The sequence below is a fragment of the Chryseobacterium sp. CFS2 genome, from assembly GCF_036543225.1.
In the GTDB taxonomy this organism is placed as follows: domain Bacteria; phylum Bacteroidota; class Bacteroidia; order Flavobacteriales; family Weeksellaceae; genus Chryseobacterium; species Chryseobacterium culicis_A.
Genome location: NZ_JAZHQU010000002.1, coordinates 255,683 through 268,169, shown reverse-complemented (window position 1 = coordinate 268,169; position 12,487 = coordinate 255,683). Strand labels below are relative to the sequence as shown.

The window sequence follows — 12,487 nt, the reverse complement described above, 5'->3', positions numbered from 1 at the left end:
TAAATTAAATAAGAATATGAGGTAAATAAAAAACAGCTCCTTAAAAGAAGCTGTTCTCACTCAAAAAATCGTTGTAAGGCTATCGAAGTCTGTCTACAGATTTTACGAGCCTCTCATCTTTGCGGGTGTAAATGTTTGCAATAAGCAGACAGATCACCGCAAGCAATGGGAAAATCGGCTCAATACCCTTCTCAGGAAAATGAATTCCTCCGGATAAGTTTAGTAACCAGTACGCCAATACACCAATCAACAAAACGTTTATAATGATGCTGATGGTATTCAGCAAAATTTGTCTTTTTCTGTTTTTGAAACTAAAAATACTTAATGCTCCTGTAATAACAAGCACGATACAGCTTATATTAAGCAAGGGAATACTGTCAGAAATGACAACATCCTGTCCTGTTATGAAAAGGAAAACTGCAGCTAAAACTGCTAATAAAGTCCATATAGTTTGTATTCTCTGTAGCATTGAATATTAAATTCTTGGCAAAAATAACATAAATTTTGCACAATTCAAAAATAAGTGTAGATTTGCATTATACAATGTACTTGAAAACCAAAGTCACCGGACTTACTTTTCTTACTCACAATTAATTACATTTTTACATAAATATGTTTAACATAGAAACGTTAAGGTCAAAATCCGTAACGGAACTGACTAAAATCTTAAAAGATTTGGGCGTTAAAGTTGCAAGAACCAGCAATGAAAATGACAAGATCTTTGCTATTCTTGACTTTCAGGCTTCTAACCCTAAAGTTGCAAAAGATTATTTCAACGCCACAGAAACCGCCAGTATAAATACTGAAGAGGCCTCAGCAGAAAAACCTGCTAAAGCCCCGGCAAGAAAAGCTGCCCCAAAAAAACCGGCAGCCCCCAAGCCAAAAGCAAATACAAAAGCTCCGGTAGAACCTAAAGAAGAGGAAAAAATAGAAGAAAAGGTTCCTGCTGCTGAAGAAATAAAACAGGAAGAGCCCAAAGCTGAAGCCACTGCAATCGTAACAGAAGATACATCAGCCGCCGCTCAAGCTAAAAAGAAAAGAAAAAGAGTTTCTACCAATACAGGTAATACTGAAGTATCTCAGGAAAAACCAGAAGCTCCAAAAAACACAGATTCTCAAGAGCCTGCCCAGGCCGAAGAAAAGCCTAACAATCCTCCTCAACAACAGGCTAACAGACCTCAAAAAGGACATAACCATCCACAGAACAGTGGAAACCAACATAAAAATCAAAACCAGAACCAGAACCAACATCAGCATCAAAACCAAAATCAGAATCAAAATCAAAATAGACATTCTGAAAAGGCAGAGGAGCAGCATGACCATAAAAAAGAATTTAATTTCGATGGATTGGTAAGCATTGAAGGGGTGTTGGAAATCTTACCCGATAACTACGGATTTTTACGTTCCTCAGATTTTAGCTATATCTCTTCTCCGGATGACGTGTATGTATCTACAGCACAGATCAGGAATTATGGGTTGAAAACCGGAGATACAGTTAAAGGAATTGTAAGACTTCCGAAAGAAGGGGAGAAATATTTTTCATTATTGAAACCTACAGAAGTTAACGGGCGTGACCTTGCATTCATCAAGGACCGTGTAGCTTTTGAATATTTGACTCCGCTTTTCCCGGAAGAAAAATTCAATTTGGCAGGAAGTAACTCCACGATTTCGACAAGAATTGTAGATTTATTTGCACCTATTGGAAAAGGACAAAGAGCAATGATTGTTGCACAGCCTAAAACAGGTAAAACAATGTTGCTTAAAGATATCGCTAATTCTATTGCTGCCAACCACCCGGAAGTTTATATGATGGTTCTTCTGATCGATGAACGTCCGGAAGAAGTTACAGATATGGAAAGAAGTGTAAATGCAGAAGTAATTGCATCTACATTTGATGAAGCGGCAGAAAAACATGTGAAAGTAGCTAATCTTGTTCTTGCAAAAGCACAAAGAATGGTAGAATGTGGACATGATGTGGTGATTTTACTGGACTCTATTACAAGATTGGCAAGAGCATACAATACGGTTACTCCGGCATCAGGTAAAGTTCTTTCCGGTGGGGTAGACGCTAATGCGCTTCACAAGCCAAAAAGATTCTTTGGAGCTGCAAGAAAAATTGAAGGTGGAGGATCTTTAACAATTATTGCAACAGCATTGATTGACACAGGATCTAAAATGGATGAAGTGATCTTTGAAGAATTTAAAGGTACAGGGAATATGGAGCTTCAGTTAGACAGAAAAATTGCTAACAGAAGAATCTATCCGGCTATCGACTTAATTTCTTCCAGCACTCGTAGAGATGATCTTCTTCTTGATGAAGTGACTTCTCAGAGAATGTGGATCTTCAGAAAATATCTTTCTGAAATGAATCCTGTAGAAGCTATGGAATTTGTTAATAAGAACATCAAAGGAACTCTGAATAATGAAGAATTCCTGATGTCTATGAATAAATAAATTTAATTTAATATTGTTAAATAAAAAGCACGGATCATTAGGTTCGTGCTTTTTGTTAGTATTCAATAAAAAAATAAAACTTAATTCATTCTAAATCAATATATCAATGTTAAAGATTTATTAAAGTAATCCACAATCCTTGATAATCCCTTAAATATTGGCTAATTTTGAATTATAACATTAAAAATAAAGATTATGTCATTTGAATTACCAAAACTAGGATATGCATACGATGCATTAGAGCCAACGATCGATGCAAGAACTATGGAAATCCACCATACAAAACACCACCAGGCATATATTGACAATTTAAATAAAGCAATTGAAGGAACTGAACTAGCAGGAAAAACGATTGAAGAAATCTGCCAGACAGGAACTGACAAACCAGCAGTAAGAAACAACGGTGGAGGTCACTTCAACCACTCTTTATTCTGGGAAATTTTAACTCCAGGAGGGAGCAAAGAGCCAGTAGGAAATGTAAAAGCTGCTATTGAAAACTATGGTGGTCTTGACAAATTCAAAACTGATTTTTCTGATGCTGCTAAAACAAGATTCGGTTCAGGATGGGCTTGGTTAGTAAAAAATGCTGACGGTTCTGTATCGGTTTCTTCTACACCTAATCAGGATAACCCATTAATGCCTGTAGCAGACGTTAAAGGAACACCTGTTTTAGGATTAGATGTTTGGGAGCACGCTTATTATTTAAACTACCAAAACAGAAGACCTGACTATGTTTCTGCATTTTTCGATGTAGTAAACTGGGATAAAGTAGAGGAATTATTCAATAAATAATTTTCAGCTATTATAAAAATGAAAAGGTTCAGAATTACTCTGAACCTTTTTTATTGAGAATTATGTATACTTACCTTATGGCGTCACTTCCGGTTAACCCGTTCAACCTTAGTTTGTATTTCCAGTTGACATACACGAAAACCTGGTATAATTTATATTCAAACTTGATCCCGTAGTTTTCCTGAGGATCATAATCTATCCCGGATTCTATAATATTTCTATATCTGCCGGAATTATAATAGCCGTTCCATTCGTTGACCAAAAATGTATTTTTTGTCTTCAGATAAGATTCTGTATACTGACTGATGGGCTTAGCAACAGCGTTCAGAAAATAATCAAACTGAGTATCAATGACCGTAAGATCCCATTCACCGTCTTCGTTTTTAGAAGGCTTCATTTCATGTTGCTCTTTATCTTTCTTAGGGGTTTCCTGAGAAAAACAGCTGAAAGGGATCCACGCAATCATTATTAATAAAATAATATTTTTCATGATGTAGGTATTTACATAAAAAAAGCACTCCAATAAGAGTGCCTAACTTTTTTATGGTTCTTTCTGAAGAACTACAAATGCCGGAAAGTGGTCACTGTAGCCTCCTGTAAACTGGTCTCCATTCCAGGATCTGAAAGGATATCCTTTATAATTTCCTTCTTTATTGACTAAATAAGCGGGTGCAAAAATCTCTGCCTTATATACAGAATATTCTTTTGTCACCTGATCTGAAATTACGTTTTTAGAAACGATGATCTGGTCAAACAGGTTAGGAGCATCCTGATACGCAAGAGAAGCAACTCCCTTTTTATATAAAGGATACATCAGATTAAGATAAGGTGTTTCTTCACTTAAATCTTTAGGGCTTGCCTGAGCTTTCAGGTGATTTTTTAAACTTGGGCTTACAGGATCATCGTTAAAGTCACCCATCGCAAAAAGCTTTGTGGTTGGGTCTGCAGCTCTTACACTGTCCATCTGTTGTTTTAACAATGCAGCCGCTGCATTTCTTTTAGGCAAAGAAATCGCCTCACCACCTCTTCTTGAAGGCCAGTGGTTCATGAAAAATGCTACTTTTTCATTATCTAAAAAGCCCGTTACGACAAGGATGTCTCTGGTATATTCTCTTTTTCCGTTGTCACCGTAAATGACCAGTTCTTTTTTTAATGAATTGGTAGGGGTGAATCTTCTTTTCTGATAGATCAGGGCTACGTCAATCCCTCTGTAGTCATAAGAATTGTAATGAATAATTCCGTAGTCATATTTCTTTAAAGCAGGTTCGTTCACAAGATCCTGAATGACCTGTCTGTTTTCAACCTCTATTAAGCCAACTACTGCAGGAGCTGTTTTTGTATATTGTGCTCCCATTTCAGAAATCACCTTAGCTTCGTTAGCCAGTTTTGTCTTATAAATTTTAGTTCCGTAGTTCTTTGCGCTTTTCGGGGTAAATTCTTCAGAGCCACTTTGTATTCTTACTGCTTTTTTACCTTTTAATGCACCATCGCTCCATGGCCCGTCATATTTTTCAGCTTCCAGAAACTGGATAGAATCCATAGGAATACTTCTGTGGAAAGCAGGGTTTTTTATGTCTTTGGTTCCGTCAATATAATCTGCTGAACGGATCGTGTCCCAAAGGTTTTCTACGTTTAAAAAACCTACGGTAGCTACTTTTCTCAGTTTTCCTTGTTGTTGTGAGAATGCCACGATCGAAATAAGAATGGCAAACAGACTCGAAAATCTCTTCATCTCTTTAGAGTTTTATTATTCTATTAATTACAAATTTACTTTTTTTTAATTCACTGCGTTTTAAATATTTGTAAATTTAAAAGCAGTAATTCGAACCTCTCTTTTATAATGATTCTTAAAAGATTGCAATGTTATGAAAAAATAATGTTAAAAAAGTTCTGAATTACAAAATTTGATTAAATTTGTGCCCCCAACTTTTAAACTGTTGAAAATTAACAAGAAAAGTATTTAAAAAATAAATATACTCATGATTAAAAAATTATCATTGATCTCTTTATTTACTTTGCTGCCTGCTTCATATTATTATGCGCAGACAACTGTGTTTGCGTATCTTAAGGATGCAGACGGTAAACCTGTTGAGCAAGCAAGTGTAGATTTAAAAGGAGCAGGAAATGATGCAAAGGCAGACAAAATCGGATATTTCCAATTTAAAGATTTGATGCCCGGACATTATCAGATTATGGTTACAAAACCCAATTTTGAAACTAAAATTTTTGAATTTGATGTAACCAGTGATGAGAAAAGAAAAGATCTTGGAGTAATTACTCTTTATTCTGCATTGAACGGTGCAGATCAAGGATTGGCTATCGTAGAAGATTCTGGAGAAAGTGATGGCGGTGGTGCTCAGCAAACCGCAACTGTAGGTTTGCTACAGTCTTCTCAGGATGTTTTCAACAGAATTGCAAGTTTCGATTTAGGACCATACTGGTTCCGCCCAAGAGGAATTGATAGCAGAACAGGGGAGAATATGATCAACGGGATTTCTATGGCCGCAGCAGATAATGGAGATGTAGACTTCAGTACCTGGGGAGGGTTGAACGAAATAACCCGTTACCCGGAAATTGCAGTGAACCATGCACCTTCAGAATATGCTTTCGGAGGAACTACCGGAGTATTTTATAAGAATACAAAAGCCAGTGAGTACAGAAAAGGAAGTCAGCTGACGTACTCTCTGACCAACAGAAACTATACCAACAGATTATCCTACAGATTCTCTTCCGGAATGAATAAGAACGGATGGGCATTTACAGGAATGATTGCAAGAAGATGGGCACAGGAAGGGATTCAGGATGGTACCGCTTATGATGCATATAGTGGATATATTGGTGTTGAGAAGAAATTCAGTGACAGCCATACCATGACTTTAAATGCCATTGGTTCTAAATATGCAAGAAGTTCTTCAAGCCCAAGTACTCAGGAAGTATATGACTTCAGAGGAGTTCATTACAACTCTTACTGGGGATGGCAAAACGGAGATAAAAGAAATGAAAGAGTAAAAAGAGGTTTCCAGCCAATGATCCAATTACAGGATTTCTGGAAAATCAATAAAAACTCTCAGCTATGGACATCTGTTTCTTACCAGTTTGGGAAAGAATACAGTTCGAGATTGGATTGGTACAGAGCGAATAACCCATCTCCAACCTATTACCGTAATCTACCGAGTTATTGGTTAAATTATAAAGATCCGTCTCCGGAGCAGAGTGCCAACATCGGAATTACAAGAGACTGGTGGACGAATGATGATCAGTCTCATACACAGATCAACTGGGATAATCTTTATAATGCCAACAGAAACGTAGAGTACAATGCGTTACTTGGCGGAAGAAGAGCAGCATATTATCTTGTAGATGATGTTAAAGATGACAAAGTATGGAATGTATCTACTCACTATACGTATAACTTCACCGATACTTCCCGTTTTATCTTAAACTTATCGTACCAGAACTACAGATCTGAACAGTACAGGGAAGTAAACGATCTTTTAGGTGCTGATTTTGCCCTGAATATGGATCCTTTTGCATCCAATACCACTGCAGGAAGTGTTTGGGGGAAATTCAATACAAGAGAAAGTGACACGGATGTTGCCAAAAGAGAAGGTGATAAAATCGGATACAGCTATATTTTCAGAAGACAGGAATTCAAAATAAACCCAGCTTTCAAATTCTCAACAGGAAAGTTTGATGTTTTTATTTCCGGATTATTCGGGTATACAACAAACAGCAGAGAAGGATTATTCCAGCATTATCTGTATGAGTCATCTTATGGAAAAGGAGCAGATCAAAACTTCTGGAATGCAGGTGTTAAAGGTCAGGTTACCTATAAAATTAACGGGAGAAACTTCCTGATTTATAACGGAGCTTACTTCTCACAGTCTCCTTTCTTAAATGATATTTATTTTAATACAAGAGTAAGTGGTGTTACAACTCCTGGGATCAAGAATGTTGTTGTTGATGCCAACGATTTGAGTTATGTTATCTCTACTCCGATTGTTAAACTTAGACTGACGGGTTACCTTGTTAATACTCAAAACGAAACAAGTGTACAACGGTATTTCGCACAGGGAGTTAAACTCACAAACCTTACTGAGAGTGGTGATCAGGCTCCAATTCAGGATGGTGCTTTCATTACACAGGTATTGGCTGGAGCCAATAAGAGAAATATGGGTATTGAACTTGGTGCACAGGTGAAAGTAACTCCTACTTTAACTGCCAGTGGATTATTAAGTTTAGGACAATATACGTATACCAATAACCCTACTGTTTATTTTGCATCTGACGCGGTTGGAACATTCAGAGAGCTTGACGGAAACGGAAATATCGTGTCAAGATCTTATACCAACATGGGTGAAGCAACGCTTAAAAACTACAGACAAGGAGGTACACCTCAGGAGGCATATACGCTAGGTCTTCGTTACAGCCCTAATTACTGGTGGATAGGAGCAACATGGAACTATTTCGGGCACTCGTTCCTGGATCCGTCTCCAGTAACCAGAACAACAAGATTCTATACCAATCCTAATACACCGGGAGTACCTTATGACCAGGTAAACGATGAAGAACTTGCAAGAGTTCTTACGCCTACAAAACTGCCTTCAGCATTCTTCTTCAATGTAAACGCAGGGAAGTCATGGGTGATTGGTAAATATTATGTATTGGTATCTGCATCTGTTAATAATATCCTTAATAATAGAAATTATATTACTGGAGGATTTGAGCAGACCAGAAACGTTAACTATCTTGATTATGCAAGTGATTATGACAGCGGAAACATGGTATTCGCACCAAAGTATTGGTATAATCAAGGGAGATCTTATTTTGTTAACCTTCAATTCAGATTCTAAAAAACTAAAATTAAAAATCGAAAACAATGAAAAATATATATTTTAAAGCGGCGATCTTTAGTGCTATTTCAATGCTGTCATTCTCGTCTTGTGTAAAAACTGATGATTATGAGGTGCCGGAAATTAAATGTACCAACAAATTTGCAGCAGCTAATCACCCGTTAACTGATCTTGCTACTATTGCAAAAGCAAAACCAACGGAAGCCGATATCATTAAAGAAGATTACATTGTTGAAGCCTATGTTTCTTCAAGTGATGAATCAGGAAACATCTATAAAATGATGTTCCTTCAGGATAAGCCTGAAAATCCGACACAAGGGATTGAAATTGACATCGATGGTGGAAATCAGTATCTTGATTATCCTACCGGATCTTTAGTAAGAATTAACCTGAAAGGATTGATCGTTCAAGGTATTAACGGGAACATTAAAGTAGGTTCTTTTGATCCTAACTATCCTATCGGTAGAATCAACCCTAATAAAGTATCCAATTATATTGCAAGAGTTTGTGACGGACAAAAGGCTGTAGTAACTGCAATAAAGCCATTAGAGTTTAATTCTATCGCTGATGCTCTTAAAAATGGTGCTCACATCAATCAGCTTGTAAAAATTAAAAATGTTCAGTTTGAAGAACCTGAATTGACAAAAACTTTTGCTGATGAATCTGCTACAGGTGATCGTTATATTACTGATAAAAAAGCTGGTAGATTAGATCTTCGTTTCAGTAATTATGCAACTTTTGCGAAATCTCCGATCTCTCCTAAATATGCAAAAAGTGGTGAAATCGTTCTTCTTCTGAGCCGTTTTACAAGCTCAAGTAATGCAACAATTTTCACGGATCAGGCGTATATCAGAAATCTTGATGACATAAACTTCCCTAATGACAGATTCAATCCAGGTGAACCAGACGCTCCTTCTGCTTCTGCTGTAAACCTTTTCGCAGGTTCAGACTTTGAAAACTGGACCACTTTCTTATCAAGTGTAAATACTTTCGGTCTTAAGCCTTACGCTACACAAGGTGTGGGTCTGGGATATAATGGTACAAATTCACTTCAGATCAAAGGAACTCCTACAGCTAACGATTATGTATTTACCTCTGTGGCTGCTACAGGAATCCCAGCTGTACCAAAAAGAATTACAATGTATATCAAAGGTACTGCAACAGGAAAAACTCTTTCTTTCAACGTATACAAAGCAGGTGGAGGTTTCTATGTGTTTAACTTAGGTACATTCTCTACAGGGGCTACTTTAGGAGTAGAAAGTGCTAACTCTTACACAGGATCTATCAATACAAACGGACAGTGGAGATTAGTGGAGCTTACCCTTACAGGTATTACAGATATTAACACTACAGCCGCAAAAGATATGTTTGCGATCAAAACTGGAAATGGTGGAATCTATGATGTTCAGATTGATAACATCAAAATTGAGTAATACATTAGGATAACAATATATTCTAATACACTTTATAAAACAAAAACCACTGCATCAGCAGTGGTTTTTTATTTCCTTTTATTTAACTGTAATTGTTGGATCCCAGTAAAAGTAGCCAAACAGAATCTGTTTGTTACTGTCATTCGGATCTAAAATATAAAGTCCAAACTGTACATAGAAATTCTCTTTTCCTGTAGCTTTTACTTTAGAGTCGATACTGGCAAATGTAATATCAGCAGCAGCGGCAGGAAGACCATTTTGTGAATTCAAATTAGGTACTGCAGCTTGTCTTCTTTCAACAGAATTGTAGATAAAGCTGTTAAAAACCTGATCTCCGGACCAGTATTTAATATTGTAGATGATAACAGCATCGTCAGAATTCTGATAGATTGAAGTTCCTCTGAAGGAAACTGTATCTCCGGCTCTTGCGCTGAAATTCAAGTCGGCAGAACCTTGTCCGGAAATTGCGTTGGCATTGGAAACAATCATATGCTGGCTGTTATGATCAATTCCTGTAGGATTATTAGGGTCTTTACTTGGGTTTGGATAAGTAGCTCTTACATAATCCGTGTCTATTACAATCAGGACATCTATTTCCTGACTGGATGATTTTTGTTGTACATCGTCCATGATATTTCGTTTTTAGTTTGGTGTTTTCTTACTCATGTGGCTTTTCAGATTTCGCCCCGTTATTTATGTGATTCCGGCTTCACCTTGGTGGTTGTAATTACAATACAAATGTACATTGCTGAAAATGAAAATATTAGAGTGGAAATGCTGAAATTTAAGATTAAGTATTTGTACTTAATTAATCTCCTCGAAGTGATTTTTTATGATGCAAAAAAAATACCCTGAAAAGTTCAACTTCTCAGGGTACCCATTTTATAATGGTTAAATCTAATTTTCGTTTAAAAAGAAACCTCGTTCACTTCTTTTCCTCTTTGGAAGTTCATTGTTTTCTGGCTGCCTTTATAGGCAATGTTCACCAGATTGATCTGCTTAGGAAAAGCGCTCAAAAGGATCGTATTTTTAATCTTTAAGGTATTGATATCTGAAACACCTCCGGTTTCAAAATATACCCATACAGTTTCTCCGCTGACCTGACTTCCTGTGAAGGTAATAGTTTTAGGAGCTCCATTGACAAATACATCAAAATTATTGTTCACATATTTTTTTACCTCTGCTTCAAATCCTGCCGTATTTGGGTTGATTTTAATCGCGTCAGAGATATGGCTTGTATTCATTTTTGTGGTAAACTTCAATGTCTTGCTTCCATCAATATAGTCCACTTTGGTCATTGAAGAGAAAAAGTCTACATACATAAAACTCATTAACACAAAAAATGTTAAAATTCCTGATATATATAAAAGTTTTTTCATCTTAATTAATAGATTTACAATCATACTTGTTCATTATAAGTCACAAATAATATGCCAATTAAAAATTTACATTCACAGAATATTTATCATAAAAGGCTTTTATATGTGCTACGGCCTCATCAGCAGTGTCTACCACACGATAAAGATCAAGATCATCTTCAGCAATCATCCCTTCTTTTAACAGGGTTGCTTTAAACCAATCCAGTAATCCTCCCCAGAATTCACTTCCTACCAAAACGATTGGGAATTTTCCAATTTTGTTGGTTTGAATCAGGGTCATTGCTTCAGTCAGCTCATCCAGTGTTCCGAATCCTCCGGGCATTACTACGAAACCTTGAGAGTATTTTACAAACATTACTTTTCTCACGAAAAAGTAATCAAAATTCATGGAATAGGATTTATTAATATAAGGATTAAAGTGCTGTTCAAAAGGAAGATCAATATTAAGTCCGATAGATTTTCCTTTCGCATTGAAAGCTCCTTTATTTCCTGCCTCCATGATCCCAGGGCCGCCTCCGGTAATAATTCCGAAACCTAGTTTGGTGATCTTTTCAGCAATATCTACAGCCATTTCATAATATTTGTTCTCCGGTTTCAATCGGGCAGACCCAAATATAGAAACACAAGGACCAATTTTAGCCAGTTTTTCATAGCCGTCAACAAATTCAGCCATGACCTTGAATACCATCCAACTGTCTTTGGTGATTGTTTCGTCCCAGGTTTTTTGTCTGAAACTGTTATGTAGTTTTGTTTCGTTACTATCAAGTTCTGGATTTACTAAACTTTCATCCCTAGTTCCATCAATTTCCATTGTAAAATTTATTTAAAATGTTTCTCGGCCTCTATTACGGAAGACGGTCTTCCGACATCAATAAGAATACTGTCATGTACAAAACCGTGTATATGTTCGGTCTGCATGAGGTCAAGATATTCTTCCATAACAGAAAATTTGCCTGTTCTTTTTATTTTTTTGAAGATGACAGGATTGATACAATGAATTCCACTGAAAGCAAGAGCCTTAAAACCTTTATTGAATTCTGCCAGCCTCTGTTCTCCGGTTTGTACATTCAGCCAGCCTCTCAAAACCATATCATCATTGAAAAGGAGTTTTCTCGAACTTTCTCTGTCCGAAACCGCTAAAGTAGCAAAATCTTTTATCTTTTTGTGGTATTCTACCAATGCATTGATGTTCAGGTCTGTTAGAATATCAGCATTCAGGATTAAAAAATCTTCTCCGTGATCAAGGAATTTTCTTGCAAAAATCAAGCCGCCACCTGTTTCCAGAAGTTCATTGGTTTCATCAGAGATTTCAATCTTACATCCGAAATTATTGTTTTTATTTAAAAAATCAACAATCTGATCTCCAAAATGATGAATATTAATCACAAAGTCAGTGATTCCATAGCTTTTCAGGTATTTGATATTTCTTTCCAGAAGCGGAACTTCATTTACTTTTGCCAAAGCTTTCGGATGGTGATCTGTAAACGGTTTAAGTCTGGTACCTTTTCCAGCTGCGAAGATTAGAGCTTTCATTTTTTATAATTATAAATGATAGTGGATGAATGATAAAACATTA

11 protein-coding genes are annotated in these 12,487 nt (G+C 36.5%); 4 read left to right on the top strand and 7 right to left on the bottom strand.

Going from position 1 to position 12,487, the window contains the following annotated elements; translation table 11 throughout:
- Nucleotides 1–79 precede the first annotated feature (79 nt).
- Complete coding sequence (locus ODR02_RS04630) at nt 80–469, bottom strand: DUF4293 family protein (RefSeq protein WP_209786287.1); 390 nt, start codon at nt 467–469, stop codon at nt 80–82.
- Between the two features lie 143 nt (nt 470–612).
- Here ODR02_RS04630 and rho point away from each other — a divergent pair, with 143 nt between their 5' ends.
- Nucleotides 613–2,454: a transcription termination factor Rho gene (gene rho, locus ODR02_RS04625; protein ID WP_209786286.1), complete on the top strand. Its 1,842-nt coding sequence runs from the start codon at nt 613–615 to the stop codon at nt 2,452–2,454.
- Between the two features lie 195 nt (nt 2,455–2,649).
- Entirely contained in the window at nt 2,650–3,246 is a 597-nt protein-coding gene (locus ODR02_RS04620) for a superoxide dismutase (protein ID WP_034691558.1), read from the top strand.
- A 70-nt stretch (nt 3,247–3,316) separates the two neighbouring features.
- On the opposite strand, the gene ODR02_RS04615 is transcribed toward ODR02_RS04620, so the two are convergent.
- Both ODR02_RS04615 and ODR02_RS04610 read right to left on the bottom strand, forming a co-directional pair.
- The gene (locus tag ODR02_RS04615) at nt 3,317–3,736 is read right to left on the bottom strand and encodes a DUF6146 family protein (RefSeq protein WP_209786285.1); all 420 of its coding nucleotides are present in this window, start codon (nt 3,734–3,736) and stop codon (nt 3,317–3,319) included.
- Between the two features lie 51 nt (nt 3,737–3,787).
- Nucleotides 3,788–4,978 (bottom strand): endonuclease/exonuclease/phosphatase family protein, encoded by a 1,191-nt coding sequence (locus ODR02_RS04610; protein WP_309511727.1) that lies wholly within the window; start codon nt 4,976–4,978, stop codon nt 3,788–3,790.
- 247 nt (nt 4,979–5,225) lie between these two features.
- Between ODR02_RS04610 and ODR02_RS04605 the strand changes: the two genes are divergently transcribed.
- Nucleotides 5,226–8,099: a carboxypeptidase-like regulatory domain-containing protein gene (locus ODR02_RS04605; RefSeq protein ID WP_309511726.1), complete on the top strand. Its 2,874-nt coding sequence runs from the start codon at nt 5,226–5,228 to the stop codon at nt 8,097–8,099.
- 26 nt (nt 8,100–8,125) lie between these two features.
- Nucleotides 8,126–9,532, top strand: coding sequence for a DUF5689 domain-containing protein (locus tag ODR02_RS04600; protein WP_309511725.1), 1,407 nt, complete (start codon nt 8,126–8,128; stop codon nt 9,530–9,532).
- A gap of 78 nt (nt 9,533–9,610) precedes the next feature.
- Here ODR02_RS04600 and ODR02_RS04595 read toward each other — a convergent pair whose 3' ends face one another.
- From ODR02_RS04595 to ODR02_RS04580, 4 genes are all read right to left on the bottom strand, one after another.
- Nucleotides 9,611–10,162, bottom strand: coding sequence for an inclusion body family protein (locus tag ODR02_RS04595; protein WP_079240110.1), 552 nt, complete (start codon nt 10,160–10,162; stop codon nt 9,611–9,613).
- A gap of 278 nt (nt 10,163–10,440) precedes the next feature.
- Nucleotides 10,441–10,911 carry a DUF6702 family protein gene (locus tag ODR02_RS04590; protein WP_228377469.1) on the bottom strand — a complete coding sequence of 157 codons (471 nt, stop codon included), beginning with the start codon at nt 10,909–10,911 and terminating at the stop codon, nt 10,441–10,443.
- A gap of 58 nt (nt 10,912–10,969) precedes the next feature.
- Nucleotides 10,970–11,722, bottom strand: a complete 753-nt coding sequence (locus ODR02_RS04585; RefSeq protein ID WP_114819820.1) for a TIGR00730 family Rossman fold protein — start codon at nt 11,720–11,722, stop codon at nt 10,970–10,972.
- Nucleotides 11,723–11,730: 8 nt separating this feature from the next.
- A complete protein-coding gene (locus ODR02_RS04580) occupies nt 11,731–12,444 on the bottom strand; it encodes a nucleotidyltransferase family protein (protein ID WP_209786281.1) in 714 nt (237 codons plus the stop codon).
- Nucleotides 12,445–12,487: the final 43 nt, after the last annotated feature.